Source organism: Amycolatopsis silviterrae (assembly GCF_042684085.1).
In the GTDB taxonomy this organism is placed as follows: Bacteria; Actinomycetota; Actinomycetes; order Mycobacteriales; family Pseudonocardiaceae; genus Amycolatopsis; species Amycolatopsis silviterrae.
Genome location: NZ_JBHUKS010000018.1, coordinates 280,418 through 296,541, shown reverse-complemented (window position 1 = coordinate 296,541; position 16,124 = coordinate 280,418). Strand labels below are relative to the sequence as shown.

Below are 16,124 nucleotides of genomic sequence, written 5' to 3'. Positions count from 1 at the left end.
CGCGTCGTCCGTCAGCGCACGGCACTTGTTCCTACGTCCGGGTGCGTAGGCCTCTCATCTCGTGAGAGCGGTTGGGCGGCTCGTCCGGCGTGATTACCGTCTGCGCCCAGCCGACCCGTTTTCGACCGCTAGGAGCGCGCACATGCCGGAAGACACCTCGAGCTGGTCCTTCGAGACCAAGCAGATCCACGCGGGGGCGGCGCCCGACCCGACCACCGGCGCCCGCGCCACGCCGATCTACCAGACCACCTCGTACGTCTTCCGCGACACTCAGCACGGGGCCGATCTGTTCAGCCTCGCCGAGCCGGGCCACATCTACACGCGGATCAACAACCCGACCCAGGACGTGCTGGAGCAGCGCGTCGCCACCCTCGAAGGCGGGGTCGCCGCCCTCGCGTTCGCCTCCGGTTCAGCCGCGGTCACCGCCGCGATCCTGACCCTGGCCAGCTCCGGCGACCACTTCGTCACCAGCCCGTCGCTGTACGGCGGCACCTACAACCTGTTCCACTACACGCTGCCGAAGCTCGGCATCGAGGTCACGTTCATCGACGACCAGGACGACGCGGAGCAGTGGCGGGCCGCGGTCCGGCCGAACACCAAGCTGTTCTTCGCCGAGACGCTCGCCAACCCGAGCAGCGCCGTGCTGGACATCCGGAAGGTCGCCGACGTCGCGCACGAAGCCGGTGTTCCGCTGGTCGTGGACAACACCGTGCCGACGCCGTACCTGGTCCGCCCGATCGAGCACGGCGCGGACATCGTCGTGCACTCCGCGACGAAGTACCTCGGCGGCCACGGCACGGCGGTCGCCGGCGTCCTGGTCGACGGAGGCACGTTCGACTTCGGCAAGGACCCGTCCCGCTTCCCCGGCTTCACCGAGCCCGACCCGAGCTACCACGGTCTCAAGTACTGGGAGGCTCTCGGCCCGGGCGCATTCGCGGCCAAGGCACGCGTGCAGGTGCTGCGCGACACCGGCGCGGCGATCGCTCCGCTGAACAGCTTCCTCATCCTGCAGGGCATCGAAACGCTGTCACTGCGCGTGGAACGGCACGCGAACAACGCGCAGGCGCTGGCGGAATGGCTGGAAGAGCGCGACGAAGTCGAGAAGGTGTACTACGCCGGGCTGCCGTCGAGCCCTTACCACGCGGCCGCGCAGAAGTACCTGCCGCGAGGCGTCGGCGCCGTGCTGTCGTTCGAGCTGCGCGGTGGCGTCGAGGCTGGCCGGAAGTTCGTCGACGGCACTGAATTGCACAGCCAGCTGGTGAACCTCGGCGACGTGCGCAGCCTGATCGTGCACCCGGCGTCGACCACGCACAGCCAGCTCGGCCCCGAGGAGCAGGTCGCCGCCGGCGTCACGCCGGGCCTGGTGCGGCTCGCCGTCGGCCTGGAAGGAATCGAGGACCTGAAGGCCGACCTCGAGGCGGGCTTCCGAGCCGCCAAGGCGGCGCTGTGACCGATCCCGGCGCGAGTCTCCCGCCCGTCACCGGCGCGTGGCGGGCGGGAGACCCACCCGGCGACCGGCAGTGGTTCACCGCCTCCCGCGCACTCGCGCTGGAGGCCGGTGCGACCCTGCCCGGCTACACCCTCGCGTACGAAACGTGGGGAACGCTCAATTCCGACGCCTCCAACGCCGTCCTCATCGAGCACGCCCTCACCGGCGACAGCCACGCCGCCGGCCCCGCCGGACCCGGCCACCCGGGTCCCGGATGGTGGGACGGACTCATCGGCTCCGGCAAGGCTTTCGACACCGACGAACTGTTCGTCGTAGCCCCTAACGTCCTTGGCGGCTGTCAGGGGTCGACCGGTCCGTCCTCGTCCGCTCCCGACGGCGAGGCGTGGGGCAGCCGGTTCCCGACGTTGACCGTACGAGACCAGGTCAACGCCGAATCCGCGCTGGCCGACGCCCTTGGCATCGAACGCTGGGCCGCGGTCGCCGGCGGTTCCATGGGCGGAATGCGGGCGCTGGAATGGGCGGTAAGTCAACCCGAACGGGTCGCCTCCGCCCTCGTGCTGGCTTCGACGGCCCGCGCCTCAGCCGAGCAAATCGCCTGGGCCGCCCCGCAACTGCACGCGATCCGAGGCGACCTGGCCTGGCGCGGCGGCGACTACTACACCGCCGCTGAAGGCCCTTACCGCGGATTGGGCGTGGCCCGGCGGATCGCCCACGTCACCTATCGCTGCGAACCCGAACTGGAGACGCGTTTCGGGAACCGCCCGCAGCAGGACGAAGACCCACTGACCGGCGGGCGATTCGCGGTCGAGTCCTATCTGGACCACCACGCGGACAAGCTCGTCCGCCGCTTCGACGCGGGTTCCTACGTGGTGCTCACCGAGTCCATGAACACCCACGACGTAGGCCGCGACCGGGGCGGAGTCGCCGCCGCGTTGGCCCGGGTCACCGCGCGGACCGTGGTCGCCGCGGTGGACAGCGATCGGCTCTACCCCGCGTACCAGTCTCACGAGATCGCAGCGGGAGTCGGCGGCGAGGCCGCGGTGCTGGCTTCGCCGTACGGCCACGACTCGTTCCTCATCGAGACCGAGCAGATCGCCGCCTTGGTCAAGACCCTGCTGGGCTGACCCCTGCTCGCTCGCGAAGGTCCGTGAAGGACTCCTTCACGGACTCTGCTGCGGGCACTGCGGGCACGGTTGAGGCGAGGTCGCCCAGGTTCGAAGCGACTCACCCGGCCCCCGGCTGGCTCGTCGGCCGCCGCGAGATTTGCCGTCTGTGAGGGGAACCCTGAGGGAATCTGATTCCCTCAGGGTTCCCCTCACAGACCTACAAAAACGGTCGAAGGATAATAGACCGGTCATTTCGCGCCACCTGGCGTCCTTTGTGGACGAACGCGGGCCGCGAAGCTCCTGGCCTGAAACCCGGATTCTCTCAAGGAGTCCTTCACGGACCACCCAGCCGACCGCGCTGACGCACTCAACCAAGCCGGGCAGCCACACCCCCCGCACCCCGATACGAAGCCAAAACACGGGCGGAGGGTGCTTGTCAAGGCATCTTTCCCGCCTTGACAAGCACCCTCCGCCCGTAGTCACACTCAGGCTTCGGGGTGCCCCAGCAACCCCAGCTCAGCCGATCGCCGAAGACAGCGGCGAGTAATACCCGCCCCGCTGCCCAGCGGCAGTCGGGTGGTACGACTCGTCCACCGGCCAGGTCAGGCTATGCAGGTAGTCGCTGGCCGAAGAGCAGATGTTGTGCCCCACGAACGCCGACCGGACGTCGACGAACTTCCCGCCGGCAGCCGAAACCCGCGAAGACAGCACCGACGCCAGCGTGTCCGCCCCAGAGTTGATCGCCGACCGCTTCGTGTCGCTCAGCCCCACGTTGCACGACCCGGGCACGGTGTAGAAGCGCGGATAAGAGAGCACGACCAGCGAAGCCCCAGGTGCCTTGCTCTTGGCCGCCGAGTAGACCTTGTCCAGCAGCCCGGGCAGGGTGTTCTGGACATACGTCTTGGCGGTGTTGACCCGATCCACGCAGGTCTGGTCGCTTCCCAGCGTGCAGGTCTTGATCACGTCGGTGAACCCGGCGTCGTTGCCGCCGACGGTGAGCGTGATCAAGGTGGCGTTGGACGGCATCGAGCTGATCTGCTTCAGCACGTCGCCGGTCTTCGCGCCCGAGCAGGCGAGGAAGGTGAAATTGGTGCCGGAGTGGGCGTTGGCCCACAGCTGGCCGTACGCGTTGGCGCTGCGTTTGCAGCCGCCGGAATCGCCGTAGCTCCCGGCACCCACTCCGGAGGAGTAGGAGTCGCCGAGCGCGACGTAGTTTTGCGACGCAGCACTCGCAGCGGACGCGAGCCCGAGCGAGGTAGCGAGAGCGACCCCCAGGGCCGCGCACATCCGAAGGATGCGTCGTGATGGACGGGTGTTTGCAGCCATAGGTCACTCCTGTCGTGACAGCTTGACGCGGTAAAGCTTTACCAGGTGCAATCCCCACGAGACACCCCTCAAATCCGGGTGCCTCCACTTGGCTCAAGCAGGAAGTAGGACCGGAAGTTAGCGTTCGCTAACCGCGGGACCTACTATGTGCGGATGTCGGCGAATTCCCTCCCACTGGTGAACGGCGCGAAGCCGAACAGACGGGAACAGATCCTCTCCGCCGCCGCCGAGCTGTTCGCCCACCACGGTTTCCACGGCGTCGGGATCGACGACATCGGCGCGGCCGTCGGCATCTCCGGTCCCGCGCTGTACCGGCATTTCCGCAGCAAGGACGCCATTCTCGGGGAAATGCTCAACTCGATCAGCCACTACCTGCTCGAGGGCGGCACCAAGCGCGCCGCCGCGGGCGGGACGCCGGACGAACTGCTGGCCGCGCTCGTGCGGTTCCACGTCGACTTCGCGCTCGACCATCCGGCGCTCATCACCGTGCAGGAGCGCAACCTCGCGAATCTCACCGACGGTGACCGCAAGCAGGTGCGCGCGCTGCAGCGGCAGTACGTCGAGGTGTGGGTGCGGGCGATTCGCGAAGCGGTGCCCGGCCTCGGCGAACGTCAGGCGCGGTCGGCGGCACACGCCGTGTTCGGCTTGATCAACTCGACGCCCTACAACCGCCATCTCGGTGACGGTGCGCTCGCCGATCTGCTCTGCCGGCTAGCGCTGGGTGCGCTTTCGGCGGCGACCTGAGCCCCAGATCCGGGGTATCCCGCCGACCGCCGGTCTGGTGTTTGATAGGCACGTGACCGCGGACCGGAGCGAGGGCGAGCAGCGGCTCGTCGAGAAGGCACAGCGCGCGCTCGTCGCCATCAGCCTTGGCGAGGACACGGAGGCGCTGGAAGAGGTCACGCCCTCGTCCGAGGAGCCGGGCGAACGCGACGAGGAGACCAAAGAGCTGATGCTGCTGCTCTTCGGCGAGTGCAGCGCGATGGTGTCCACGCTCGGTGACGGCGGCACCGCCCCGGTCAAGGTGCAGGTTTTCGACGAAGCGGGCGAAGAGGTTTCGATCGACCAGGCCGACCCGCCGGTGCGCACCGCGGTCCGCACGCTGCTCGCCGAGGTGCACGGCAATACCGCCGCCGCTCGCGAACAGGTCGAGATCGCGTTGGCCAGCGCCGCCCCGAACGAGGTCGACAGCCTCCTGCTGCAGGCGCTGCGCTGGACGATCCGGCTGTCGGTCGAATGCCTCGAACGGGATCTGCCGGTGGCAGGCTGGATCTCCGACGCCGTCGCGGGCTGAGTGTTTCCTATTTCACCCGGTCGCGTGGCCGGGGGCTTCGAGCTGGGCTGGACACGGCGGTTAACGAGCACTAACATCTCAGGCGGAGTTAACGACCGCTAACGTCTCGACGGAGAGTCATGGACACGCCGGTACTGCGCAGTTCCGCGGATCGCGGCAGCGACACGTTCACCCGTAGCGTCACTTCGCACGGCGAATTGGTCGAGGATCTGCACAAGCGGCTCGCGGCCGCCCGCCTCGGCGGGCCGGAGAAGTCGCGCGCCCGCCATGTGGAACGCGGCAAACTGCTGCCCCGCGACCGGGTGGACACGCTGCTCGACCCGGGTTCGCCGTTTCTCGAGCTTTCGCCGCTCGCGGCGACCGGGCTGTACGACGACGAGGCTCCGTCCGCGGGCATCATCACCGGCATCGGGCGGGTGTCCGGCCGCGAATGCGTGATCGTCGCCAACGACGCCACGGTCAAGGGCGGCACCTATTACCCGATGACGGTGAAGAAGCACCTGCGGGCACAGGAAGTCGCACTGCACAACAACCTGCCGTGCATTTACCTGGTCGACTCGGGCGGTGCGTTCCTGCCGCGCCAGGACGAGGTCTTCCCGGACCGCGAGCACTTCGGCCGGATCTTCTACAACCAGGCCACCATGTCCGCGCGCGGCATCCCGCAGATCGCCGCCGTGCTCGGCTCGTGCACCGCGGGCGGCGCGTACGTCCCGGCGATGAGCGACGAAGCGGTCATCGTGCGCAATCAGGGCACCATTTTCCTCGGCGGCCCGCCGCTGGTGAAGGCCGCGACCGGCGAGGTCGTCACCGCGGAAGAACTGGGCGGCGGCGATGTGCACGCGCGCCAGTCCGGGGTCACCGACCACCTCGCGGACGACGACGCGCACGCGCTGCGCATCGTCCGCGACATCGTGTCCACGCTCGGCCCGCGCACGCCGCGGCCGTGGGATGTCAAGGCGATCGAGCCGCCCGCGGTGGACGAACGCGAGCTGTACGGTGTGGTGCCGACGGATTCGCGCACCCCGTACGACGTGCGCGAGGTGATCGCCCGCGTCGTCGATGGCAGCCGGTTCGCGGAGTTCAAAAAGGAATACGGCTCGACGCTGGTCACCGGCTTCGCGCACATCCACGGCCACCCGGTCGGCATCATCGCGAACAACGGCGTGCTGTTCGCCGAGTCCGCGATGAAGGGCGCGCACTTCATCGAGCTGTGCGACCGGCGCTCGATTCCGTTGGTGTTCCTGCAGAACATCACCGGCTTCATGGTCGGGCGCGCGTACGAGGCGGGCGGCATCGCCAAGCACGGCGCGAAAATGGTCACCGCGGTGGCCTGTGCGCGGGTGCCGAAGTTCACCGTGATCATCGGCGGCTCCTTCGGCGCGGGCAACTACTCCATGTGCGGCCGGGCGTATTCGCCGCGGTTCCTGTGGATGTGGCCGAACGCGCGGATTTCCGTGATGGGCGGCGAGCAGGCGGCGTCGGTGCTGTCGACGGTGCGCCGCGACGCGATCGAGGGCCGCGGCGGCGAATGGTCCACTGAGGACGAAGAGACCTTCAAGGACCCGATCCGCGAGCAGTACGAGGAACAGGGCAGCCCGTACTACTCCACCGCGCGGCTGTGGGACGACGGCGTGATCGACCCGGGCGACACCCGTACGGTGCTCGGCCTCGCGCTGTCGGCGGCGGCCAACGCACCCTTGCCCGAGGTCAACTACGGCGTCTTCCGGATGTGATAGGGCATGTTCGAGGGTTCTCTATTTAACACTGTTCTGGTCGCCAACCGCGGTGAGATCGCGGTTCGCGTAATCCGGTCCCTGCGTGCGCTCGGGATCCGTTCGGTCGCGGTGTACAGCGACGCGGACGCCGACGCCCGGCACGTGCGCGAGGCCGACACCGCGGTGCGCCTCGGCCCCGCCGAAGCGGCGAAGAGCTACCTGTCGATCCCGGCGATTATCGCGGCGGCAACGGAAACCGGCGCGCAGGCGGTGCACCCCGGGTACGGCTTCCTCGCCGAGAACACCGCGTTCGCGCGGGCCTGTGCGGAGGCCGGGCTGGTGTTCATCGGCCCGCCGCCGGAAGCGATCGACAAGATGGGCGACAAGATCCGGGCGAAGGCCACGGTGTCCGCGGCCGGCGTGCCGGTGGTGCCCGGTGCGTCCGATGTGGACATTCCGGAGGGCGGCTTCGCCGAAGCCGCGGCGAAGGTCGGCTATCCGCTGCTGCTGAAGCCGTCCGCAGGCGGTGGCGGCAAGGGCATGCGCCTGGTGCACGAAGAGTCCGAATTGGACGCCGCGATCGAGTCCGCGCGCCGGGAAGCCAAAAGTTCCTTCGGCGACGACACGCTGCTGATGGAGCGATTCGTCACCACTCCCCGGCACATCGAGATCCAGGTGCTGGCCGACACGCACGGCACGGTGCTGCACCTCGGCGAACGCGAGTGCAGCCTGCAGCGGCGGCACCAGAAGATCATCGAAGAAGCGCCGTCGGTGCTGCTGGACGAGGCCACCCGGGCAAAGATGGGCGCGGCGGCCGCGGAAGCCGCGCGGTCAGTCGGGTACGTCGGCGCGGGCACGGTCGAGTTCATCATGTCCGCGCACAACCCGGACGAGTTCTTCTTCATGGAGATGAACACCCGGCTGCAGGTGGAGCACCCGGTCACGGAGATGGTGACCGGCCTCGACCTGGTGTCCTGGCAGGTGCGGGTGGCGGCAGGGGAGCCACTCGGCCTGACCCAGGACGACGTGCGCCTCGACGGGCACGCGGTCGAGGCCCGGGTCTACGCCGAGGATCCGGCGCGCGGCTTCATCCCGACCGGCGGCACGGTGCTGGCCGTGCACGAGCCCTCCGCCGACGGCGTGCGGGTGGACTCGTGGATGTCGGTCGGCGCGGTGGTCGGCTCCAACTACGACCCGATGCTGGCGAAGATCATCGCGCACGGTCCGGACCGGGCGTCGGCGCTGCAGAAACTGGACCGGGCGCTCGCCGACACCGCGTTGCTCGGCCTCGGCACGAACATCGCGTTCCTGCGCGGTTTGCTGGCCGACGACGACGTCCGCGCCGGACGGCTGGACACCGAACTGGTGGACCGGCGACTGTCCGAATTGGTCTCCTCGGAGGTCCCGGCGGGGTTTTTCGTCGCCGCGGCGATGGACCGGCTGCTCTCGCTGCAGCCGACGGGCGCGGTCGTGGACCCGTGGGACATCCCGAACGGCTGGCGGCTCAGCGGTCCCGGCGGAGTCACTTTCCGCTTGCGCACCGGGGAAAACCAGGCCGTGGTGCGCGTCGAAGGCACCCCGTCGGACGCGACGGTGCGGGTGGACGACGCCGAGCCGGTGCGCGTTTCCGCCCGCCGCGAAGGCGATCTGCTCGAGGTGCGCCGGGCCAACGGCGTGGAGCGGTACCGCTGCGCCGACGGTCCACAACGGACAGTGTGGCTGGCCCGGGAGGGCAAGTCGTTCGCGTTCGCCGACCAGGAAGTCACGTTGTCCTCGCGCGGCGAGGCGGCGGGCGCCGGTCCGGTGAAGAGCCCGATGCCGGGAACGGTGCTGGTGGTCAAGGCCGCCGAAGGCGACGTGGTGAGCGCCGGGACGCCGCTGCTGGTCGTCGAGGCGATGAAGATGGAACACACCGTGACCGCGCCGATCGATGGTGTGGTGACCGAGCTTTCGATGCGGGTCGGCCAACAGGTCGCGCTCGACGAGACGCTGGCCGTGGTGAGCGCAGCAGAGGAGAAGCAGTGATCGACTTCCGGCTGGACGAGGAATACGAAGCGCTCCGCAAGACGGTCGAGGACTTCGCGCAGGCGGAGGTCGCGCCGGTGATCGGCCCGCTGTACGAGAAGGAGGAATTCCCGTACCAGCTGGTCGCGAAGATGGGCGAGATGGGCCTGTTCGGCCTGCCGTTCCCGGAGGAGTTCGGCGGCATGGGCGGGGACTACTTCGCGCTGTGCCTCGCGCTGGAGGAACTGGCGCGGGTCGATTCCTCGGTCGCGATCACGCTGGAGGCGGGGGTTTCGCTCGGCGCGATGCCGATCTACCGCTTCGGCACCCAGGAGCAGAAGGAAACCTGGCTGCCGAAGCTGACCACGGCCGAGGCGCTCGGCGGATTCGGCCTCACCGAACCCGGCGGCGGCTCGGACGCGGGGGCCACCCGCACGCGCGCCCGGCTCGACGGCGACGAGTGGATCATCAACGGCAGCAAGGCGTTCATCACCAACTCCGGCACCGACATCACCCGGCTGGTCACGGTCACCGCGGTCACCGACGTGATGGAGAACGGCCGCAAGGAGATCTCGGCGATCATCGTCCCGTCCGGCACGCCGGGCTTCGCGGTGGCCCCGAAGTACTCGAAGGTCGGCTGGAACTGCTCGGACACCCACGAACTGTCCTTTTCGGACGTCCGGGTGCCCGCGGAGAACCTGGTCGGCAAGCGGGGCCGCGGCTACGCCCAGTTCCTGTCCATTTTGGACGAGGGCCGGGTGGCGATCGCCGCGCTGAGCGTCGGTCTCGCACAGGGCTGCGTGGACGAATGCCTGAAATACGCGAAGGACCGCGTCGCGTTCGGCCACCGGATCGGCGAATACCAGGCGATCCAGTTCAAAATCGCGGACATGGAAGTGCGTGCGCACACCGCCCGGCTGGCGTATTACCAGGCGGCGTCGAAGATGCTGCGCGGCGAACCGTTCAAGAAGGAAGCGTCGATCGCGAAACTGGTCGCGTCGAACGCGGCGATGGACAACGCCCGTGACGCGACGCAGATCTACGGCGGATACGGCTTCATGAACGAATTCCCGGTCAGCCGCTTCTACCGCGACGCGAAGATCCTGGAAATCGGCGAGGGCACCAGCGAGGTCCAGCGGATGCTCATCGCGCGCCACCTCGGGGTCGGCGCCTGAGACCCAGCGCCGCCGGGGCGTCCGGGCGGAGTCCCGGCGGCGCTGCTTCGAAGATCCCTATTGTGGGGTCATGGAGTTCACCATCCGGCCTGGGGTTGCCGGAGACGCAGACGTGGTGCTGGGGTTTTTCGACGAGGCCGTCGAGTGGCTGGTCGCGCGGGGCAGCGCGGGCCAATGGGGCACCGAGCCGTGGAGCAAGATCCCGAAACGGGCCGAGCGGGTGCGCGAGTACGCGGCCGATCCGGAGTTCCGGATGGCGGAGATCGACGGGAAGCCCGCCGGCGCGCTGATCCTCGGGCAGGCCATGCCGTACGCCCCGCAGGTCGACGAGCCCGAACTGTACGTGCGGCTGCTCATCACCTCCCGCCGGTTCGCCGGGCACCGGGTCGGCTCGCGGCTGCTGGAACACGCGGTGGCCGAGGCTAAACGGCGCGGGGTCGACCTCGTGCGCGTCGACTGCTGGGCGGGCGGCGACGGCGATCTGCCGCGCTACTACCAGCGCCAGGGCTTCACGCCGACCGAGCAGTTCACCGTCGACGGCTGGCTCGGCCAGGTCCTTGAGCAACGGGTTGGGGGATAGCGGCCCCGGCCGATCCGGAGGACGATATTGGCTAAGTGTCAATAGACCGAGGAGTCCGCCATGGCCAGGCAGTCGCTCTCCGGGAAGGTCGTCGTCGTGACGGGCGGCGCGCAGGGCATCGGGGCGGCCACCGCCGCCGCGCTGCACCGGCGCGGAGCCCGGCTCGCGCTCGGCGACCTCGACCGGGTCCGCGCCGAGAAAACCGCTGGTGAGCTGGGTCCGGACGTGGTCGCGGCACCGCTGGACGTCACCGACACGGCGGCCTTCACCGCGTTCCTGGACGACGTCGAACGCACCCTCGGGCCGATCGACGTGCTGATCAACAACGCCGGCATCATGCCGCTCTCTCCGCTGGACGAGGAGGACGACGCGGCCACGCGGCGGCTGCTGGAGATCAACGTCCACGCGGTCGTGCACGGCACCCGCGAGGCCGTGAAGCGGATGAAGCCACGCGGTCGTGGCCACATCGTGAACGTGGCGTCGATGGCCGGAAAGTCCGGATTCGCCGGGGCGGCCACATACTGCGCGACGAAACACGCCGTGGTCGGGCTGTCCGAGGCGGTGCGGCTGGAGCTGCGCGGCACCGGCGTCGAGGTGTCGTGCGTGATGCCCGCGGTGGTGCGCACGGAACTCGCGTCCGGGCTGGGCGAAGCGCGGTTCATCAAGTCCGTCGGGCCGGAAGACGTCGCGGCGGCGATCGTCGCCGCGCTGGAACGCCCGAGGTTCGACGTTTTCGTGCCGAAATCGCTCGATCTGACCGGCCGGATCACCCGGCTGTTCCCGCGCGCGTTCGGCGAATGGCTGGTCCGCGCGCTCGGCGGCGACCAATTGCTGGCGTCCGCCGCGCATTCGCCCGAGCGAGCCGAGTACGAGGGCCGGGCCGCCCGCAGCGCGCCGTCCATCCCGCCTGGTGGGAGCGTCTGAGGCGGACGTGCGCTTGCCGGGTGCTTGCGGGAGTGGCGTGTTGATGCCGCGCCCGCGCGCACGGCAAGATGCCCCGCAGACGACGAGTTCCAGGAGGCGCTGAATGGTTTCCCCACCGGCCCGGTTGGCTGCTGCGGCGGCCAACGTCGTGGGCAAGGTGTTCCAAGGTGGGGTCGCCGATCTGCGGCCGATGCCGAGGGTGCTGATCGACCAGGGCCCCAACCGCTCGGTGTACCGGATGACGCACGGTTCGGCCGAGACCTCCGGCCCGCCGGTGCTGCTGGTGCCGCCGCTGGCCGCGCCCGCGCTGTGCTTCGACCTGCGCCGCGGCTGCAGCCTCATCGAGCACCTGGTGGAGGGCGGACGGCCCACCTACCTCGTGGACTACGGCATGGTCGCGTTCTCCGACCGCCGCCTCGGCATCGAGCACTGGATCGACGAGGTGCTGCCGAGGGCGATCCGGAAGGTCAGCCAGGACGCCGGCGGACAGGGCGTGCACCTGGTGTCGTGGTCGCTCGGCGGGATCTTCTCCATGCTGGTGAGCGCGGACCAGCCGGACCTGCCGATCGAATCGATCACCGCGGTCGGCTCGCCCGTCGACTTCACCGCGATCCCGATCGTCGCGCCGTTCCGCCCGCTCGTGGACCTCACCGGCGGGCACCTGCTCACGCCGGTGTACCGGGTGTTCGGCGGCGCACCGTCCTATTTGGTCACCCGGGTGTTCAGGGCCACCGGGATCTCCAAGGAAATCACGAAACCGCTGGCGATCCTGAAAAATCTCGACGACCGCGACTATCTCGCGCAGATCGAGGCGGTGGACCATTTCATGGGCAACATGTACGCCTACCCCGGGCGCACGTTCGGCCAGCTGTACCACCGCCTGTTCCGCACGAACGACCTCGCCGAGGGCACCGTCGACCTGAACGGGCGCAAGATCAGCCTGTCCGACGTGAAGACGCCGATGCTGGTGGTGGCGGGCGAAACCGACACCATCGCGCCGCGCGCGTCGGTGGAACGCGTGGTGCAGCTGCTGGAAAACGCGCCGGAGGTCCGGTTCCGCACCGCGCCCGGCGGGCACCTCGGCGTGCTCACCGGCCGCCGCGCCCGGGGCACGACCTGGCGTTACCTCGACGAATTCCTGGACGAGCGGGTCAGCTGACCGAAGGCTGCGGCGGGAAGAACCAGGTCCGGACGTCGCGGGTGAGCAGCGTGCGCAGCGCGAGGCCGGCGAAAATCAGCGGCAGAATGCCGGGCAGGCCCTTGCTGAGCAGTGTGATCAGGCTGTTGAGCGCCAGCAGTCCTTCGATGACCGCGGCGGTCACGTAGGCCCATTGCTGGCGTTTCGGCAATACGACCGCGCACACCGCGAGCGCGATCGCCGTCGCGTAGGTGATCACGATGTAGAGCTGGGCGAGGCTGATCACCTCGGCCAGCGAAACGCCGGCCGCCCCGGCCAGCAGCAGGGGCCCGATCGAGCTCAGCACAACCTGGATCCACATGAAGATGCGGGCCTGTTTGAGGTCGGCCGGCGCCACCGGAGCGGTCATGCCGGGCAGATTAGGGCATTTTCGCGCTTTTTCCTCGGGCGGAGATCAATCCGATATCCGCGCGAAGCCAGTGAAAAACCGGCGGTACCGTTGGCCGGGTGATCGCTGCATACGTGACGTCCCTCGGCGGCAGTTCCGAGATCAAGGTCGGCCCGCTGCCGGATCCCTCTCCCGGCCCGCGCGAGGTGCTGGTGAAAGTCTCCGCGGTGGCGGTGAACCACGTCGACACTTTCGTCCGCTCCGGCGCGTACCGCACCGATCTCTCGTTCCCGTTCGTCATCGGCCGGGACCTGGTGGGCACCGTCGTCTCGTCGCCGGTCGACCGCTTCGCCCCCGGCGATCGCGTGTGGTGCAACAGCCTCGGCCACGACGGACGGCAGGGTTCCTTCTCCGAGTACTGCGCGGTGCCCGCGGACCGGCTGTATCCCTTGCCGGACGGGGTTTCCGACGACGCGGTCGCCGTACTGCACCCCGCCGCCACCGCTTATCTCGGCCTCTTCGAGCACGCCGACGCCGGCTACGGCGAGACGATCGTGGTGCTCGGCGCGGGCGGCGGCGTCGGCAGCGCGGTCGTCCAACTTGCTTCCACCGCGGGAATGCGCGTGATCGCGACCGCCCGCGCCGCCGACGCGGAATGGTGCCGGGAATGCGGCGCGGACGAGGTTTTCGACTACGCCGACCCGGATCTCTACGAAAAGCTCCCCGCCGCGGATGTGCTGTGGGACAACGCGGGCCGCCACGACCTGATCTCGGCGGTGCCGCTGCTGGCTCGCGGCGGCCGCATCGTGGCGATGGCCGGAATGCAGTCGATGCCGACCTTGCCCATCGGCGAGCTGTACACGCGCGACGCCAGCATCCGCGGTTTCGCGATCAGCAACGCCGGGGTCGCCGCACTGGGTGCCGCCGCCCGCGTGGTGAACCGCGGGCTGTCCACCGGAATCCTGCGTGCCCGGATCGGCGCTCGCCTTCCTCTTTCGGCGGCCGCCGAGGCGCACCGGGCACAGGAGGAAGGCGAGGCGCGAGGCCGGATCGTGCTTGAGATTTAAGCCGCGCAGAAAGTGTCCGTCGCGGGCCGCTTCCCGGTGGCGAGAAAATCGTTCACCGCGTTGTTGCCGCATTTATTGGGCGCGAACACATACACCCCGTGCCCGCCCTGGTCGACGGTCACCATCCGGGCCCGGTCACCGAACGCCGCACGCAGCTTGCGCGCGTTGGCCAGCGGCGTGCCCGGGTCCCGGGTGTTCTGCACCATCAGCACATTCGCCGGTCCGCCGTCGGTGATCCGCACCTTCGGCTCGACCGGCGCGGGCCAGTACGCGCACGCCGCGATGTTCGCCTCGCCCGCCCCGATCAGCGGATACCGGATCCGGTCGACCGCCACGTTCGCCTGGTAGGCCCCGATCGATTTCGGCCAGCTCGAATCGCCGCAAATCACCGCGAATCGCGAGGCGAACATGTTTTCGCTCGGCGCCGGACCTTCCGGAGCAGGTTCCTTGCCTTGATCGAGATCGTGCATCATCGCCGCCAGCGTCTTGAGCTGAAATTCGCCGTACAGCATCCCAAACGCCGCGCCGCGCAGGAGCCCGCCGGTGATGCCAGCGACCGGATGCCGGTCCAGTCGGGCGACCAGGTCGTAAAACTTAGCCGTGACCTGCGCCGGGGTGATGCCGAGACCATACTGCGGATTCGCCGCGGCGTACTTCGCGAAATCCGGGAACCGGTCCTCCATGCCACGGCCGAACCCGTGCATCGCGTCGATGTCGTAGCCGCCGGGACCGAGGTTGCTGTCGAGCACGATCCGGTCGCTGCGCTGCGGATACATCGTGGTGTACACCGCGCCGAGATAAGTCCCGTAGGACGCGCCAAGGTAGGAGATCTTCTCCTCGCCCAGCGCCGCGCGGATCTGGTCCATGTCGCGCGCGGTGTTCGCTGTGGTGATGTACGGCAGCATCCAGCCGGTCTTGGCGTCAGCGCACTGCTTGGCCTCCTTCTTCGCGACGGCCGCCTGCTTCACCACATCGGCCGGACCGTTGGCGTACGGGAGATTCCCGAGCGCCATCTGCTCCGGCGTGAGGTCGCAGGTGACCGGCGAACTGTGCCCGACTCCACGCGGGTCGAACCCGATGAGGTCGTAGCCTTCGAGCACGTCCTTCGGCATCGGCGACGGCATTCCCGGCAGCGACAGCACGCTGGGATACCCCAGCCCCTCGCCGCCCGGACCGCCCGGGTTGAGCAGCAACACGCCGCGCCGTTTCGCCGGATTCGCACTGGGCAACCGGGAAACCGCCAGCTCGATCTTCGGCCCGTTCGGGTCCTGGTAGTTCACCGGCACCTGGAGCGTCGCGCATTGCAGCCCTGGCCCCGGATGTGCGTCCGCCGGACACGCTCCCCACTTGATCGCCGTGGCCGCTGACGCCGCCGGTGCCGTGCTCGCCGCGATCGCGGCGACGGCGGCGATCAGTAAGACTTTCCGCATCGGATCCCCTTTCCTCCTCCCGATTCCATCGGGACCCGAGCCCAGCGGCCAGTGCCGCCGCGTCACGGCTCCGGCGTGACATTCCTGCCCGCGAAGCCATGACGCGGCGTCACTTGCCTAGACGGTGAGGACCACCTTGCCCTGAAGATGCCCGCCGTCCAGCAGCCGATGCGCGTCGGCGATGCGGTCGAACGGGAACGTTTCCTGCACCTGGACGCGGAGCTTGCCCTGCTCGACGAGGCATACGCCGAGGTTCCGCCTAGAGTGGAGTATGAGCTGACCCCGCTCGGAGCGACGCTGACTGCCCCGATCCACGCGCTGACGGAATGGGCGAAGACGAACGGCGACGCGGTTCTGGCCGCCCTCGACGCCGACCACAGCTGAGCCGGGACGGAATCTCTACGATTTCAATGGCTAAGTCCCAAAAATACTGCACTTTTAGTAATCAAGGTGCGCTGCTGGTGTTGTCACGATTCGGGTTCAGGACGGCGACGGCTGATGCCGGTGCGCAACAACGGCGCGTCCGC

The 16,124-nt window shown here is 68.8% G+C and carries 15 protein-coding genes and 1 pseudogene; 12 read left to right on the top strand and 4 right to left on the bottom strand.

The features are described from left to right. Positions 1–142 precede the first annotated feature (142 nt). On the top strand, positions 143–1,450 hold the full coding sequence (locus ACFSVL_RS26720) for a bifunctional o-acetylhomoserine/o-acetylserine sulfhydrylase (protein WP_378308300.1): 1,308 nt from the start codon (positions 143–145) through the stop codon (positions 1,448–1,450). Further along, a complete protein-coding gene (metX, locus tag ACFSVL_RS26715) occupies positions 1,447–2,574 on the top strand; it encodes a homoserine O-acetyltransferase MetX (RefSeq protein WP_378308299.1) in 1,128 nt (375 codons plus the stop codon). Before ACFSVL_RS26720 ends, metX begins: the two co-directional genes overlap by 4 nt. Positions 2,575–3,072: 498 nt before the next feature. Here the strand turns inward: metX and ACFSVL_RS26710 are convergent, their stop codons facing one another. Then, positions 3,073–3,843 (bottom strand): SGNH/GDSL hydrolase family protein, encoded by a 771-nt coding sequence (locus ACFSVL_RS26710; RefSeq protein ID WP_378308298.1) that lies wholly within the window; start codon positions 3,841–3,843, stop codon positions 3,073–3,075. Between the two features lie 192 nt (positions 3,844–4,035). On the opposite strand from ACFSVL_RS26710, the gene ACFSVL_RS26705 reads away from it, so the two are divergent. The 8 genes from ACFSVL_RS26705 (at position 4,036) to ACFSVL_RS26670 (ending at position 12,733) form a co-directional block, all read left to right on the top strand. Further along, a complete protein-coding gene (locus ACFSVL_RS26705; RefSeq protein WP_378308297.1) occupies positions 4,036–4,626 on the top strand; it encodes an SACE_7040 family transcriptional regulator in 591 nt (196 codons plus the stop codon). 52 nt (positions 4,627–4,678) lie between these two features. Beyond that, positions 4,679–5,176 carry a hypothetical protein gene (locus ACFSVL_RS26700; protein WP_378308296.1) on the top strand — a complete coding sequence of 166 codons (498 nt, stop codon included), beginning with the start codon at positions 4,679–4,681 and terminating at the stop codon, positions 5,174–5,176. A gap of 119 nt (positions 5,177–5,295) precedes the next feature. Further along, positions 5,296–6,909: a carboxyl transferase domain-containing protein gene (locus tag ACFSVL_RS26695; RefSeq protein ID WP_378308295.1), complete on the top strand. Its 1,614-nt coding sequence runs from the start codon at positions 5,296–5,298 to the stop codon at positions 6,907–6,909. 6 nt (positions 6,910–6,915) lie between these two features. Continuing rightward, on the top strand, positions 6,916–8,916 hold the full coding sequence (locus ACFSVL_RS26690; protein ID WP_378308294.1) for an acetyl/propionyl/methylcrotonyl-CoA carboxylase subunit alpha: 2,001 nt from the start codon (positions 6,916–6,918) through the stop codon (positions 8,914–8,916). Beyond that, positions 8,913–10,070, top strand: coding sequence for an acyl-CoA dehydrogenase family protein (locus ACFSVL_RS26685; protein WP_378308293.1), 1,158 nt, complete (start codon positions 8,913–8,915; stop codon positions 10,068–10,070). The genes ACFSVL_RS26690 and ACFSVL_RS26685 overlap by 4 nt, the downstream gene beginning before the upstream one ends. A gap of 70 nt (positions 10,071–10,140) precedes the next feature. Further along, positions 10,141–10,650, top strand: a complete 510-nt coding sequence (locus ACFSVL_RS26680; protein ID WP_378308292.1) for a GNAT family N-acetyltransferase — start codon at positions 10,141–10,143, stop codon at positions 10,648–10,650. A 60-nt stretch (positions 10,651–10,710) separates the two neighbouring features. Then, complete coding sequence (locus ACFSVL_RS26675; RefSeq protein WP_378308291.1) at positions 10,711–11,574, top strand: SDR family oxidoreductase; 864 nt, start codon at positions 10,711–10,713, stop codon at positions 11,572–11,574. Positions 11,575–11,677: 103 nt separating this feature from the next. Next, positions 11,678–12,733, top strand: coding sequence for an alpha/beta hydrolase (locus tag ACFSVL_RS26670; protein WP_378308290.1), 1,056 nt, complete (start codon positions 11,678–11,680; stop codon positions 12,731–12,733). Here ACFSVL_RS26670 and ACFSVL_RS26665 read toward each other — a convergent pair. After that, positions 12,726–13,121, bottom strand: coding sequence for a hypothetical protein (locus ACFSVL_RS26665; protein ID WP_378308289.1), 396 nt, complete (start codon positions 13,119–13,121; stop codon positions 12,726–12,728). The genes ACFSVL_RS26670 and ACFSVL_RS26665 overlap by 8 nt on opposite strands. A 98-nt stretch (positions 13,122–13,219) precedes the next feature. Between ACFSVL_RS26665 and ACFSVL_RS26660 the strand changes: the two genes are divergently transcribed. Further along, positions 13,220–14,167, top strand: coding sequence for an NADPH:quinone reductase (locus ACFSVL_RS26660; protein WP_378308288.1), 948 nt, complete (start codon positions 13,220–13,222; stop codon positions 14,165–14,167). Here the strand turns inward: ACFSVL_RS26660 and ACFSVL_RS26655 are convergent. Together ACFSVL_RS26655 and ACFSVL_RS26650 are read right to left on the bottom strand one after the other, a co-directional pair. After that, positions 14,164–15,597 (bottom strand): alpha/beta hydrolase, encoded by a 1,434-nt coding sequence (locus ACFSVL_RS26655; RefSeq protein ID WP_378308287.1) that lies wholly within the window; start codon positions 15,595–15,597, stop codon positions 14,164–14,166. The two genes, ACFSVL_RS26660 and ACFSVL_RS26655, sit on opposite strands and share 4 nt — an antisense overlap. A gap of 117 nt (positions 15,598–15,714) precedes the next feature. After that, positions 15,715–15,837 (bottom strand): annotated as a pseudogene (locus tag ACFSVL_RS26650) (zinc-binding dehydrogenase); the annotation flags it as partial. Between ACFSVL_RS26650 and ACFSVL_RS26645 the strand changes: the two are divergent. Further along, a complete protein-coding gene (locus tag ACFSVL_RS26645; protein ID WP_378308395.1) occupies positions 15,802–15,981 on the top strand; it encodes a winged helix-turn-helix transcriptional regulator in 180 nt (59 codons plus the stop codon). The pseudogene ACFSVL_RS26650 and the gene ACFSVL_RS26645 sit on opposite strands and share 36 nt — an antisense overlap. The last annotated feature ends 143 nt before the right edge of the window (positions 15,982–16,124 follow it).

Bases quoted from the DNA above. Each gene is read 5' to 3' on its own strand.
- ACFSVL_RS26720 (WP_378308300.1), top strand. From the start codon at position 143: ATGCCGGAAGACACCTCGAGCTGGTCCTTCGAGACCAAGCAGATCCAC.
- ACFSVL_RS26710 (WP_378308298.1), bottom strand. From the start codon at position 3,843: ATGTGCGCGGCCCTGGGGGTCGCTCTCGCTACCTCGCTCGGGCTCGCG.
- ACFSVL_RS26705 (WP_378308297.1), top strand. From the start codon at position 4,036: ATGTCGGCGAATTCCCTCCCACTGGTGAACGGCGCGAAGCCGAACAGA.
- ACFSVL_RS26695 (WP_378308295.1), top strand. From the start codon at position 5,296: ATGGACACGCCGGTACTGCGCAGTTCCGCGGATCGCGGCAGCGACACG.
- ACFSVL_RS26690 (WP_378308294.1), top strand. From the start codon at position 6,916: ATGTTCGAGGGTTCTCTATTTAACACTGTTCTGGTCGCCAACCGCGGT.
- ACFSVL_RS26680 (WP_378308292.1), top strand. From the start codon at position 10,141: ATGGAGTTCACCATCCGGCCTGGGGTTGCCGGAGACGCAGACGTGGTG.
- ACFSVL_RS26675 (WP_378308291.1), top strand. From the start codon at position 10,711: ATGGCCAGGCAGTCGCTCTCCGGGAAGGTCGTCGTCGTGACGGGCGGC.
- ACFSVL_RS26670 (WP_378308290.1), top strand. From the start codon at position 11,678: ATGGTTTCCCCACCGGCCCGGTTGGCTGCTGCGGCGGCCAACGTCGTG.
- ACFSVL_RS26665 (WP_378308289.1), bottom strand. From the start codon at position 13,121: ATGACCGCTCCGGTGGCGCCGGCCGACCTCAAACAGGCCCGCATCTTC.
- ACFSVL_RS26655 (WP_378308287.1), bottom strand. From the start codon at position 15,597: ATGCGGAAAGTCTTACTGATCGCCGCCGTCGCCGCGATCGCGGCGAGC.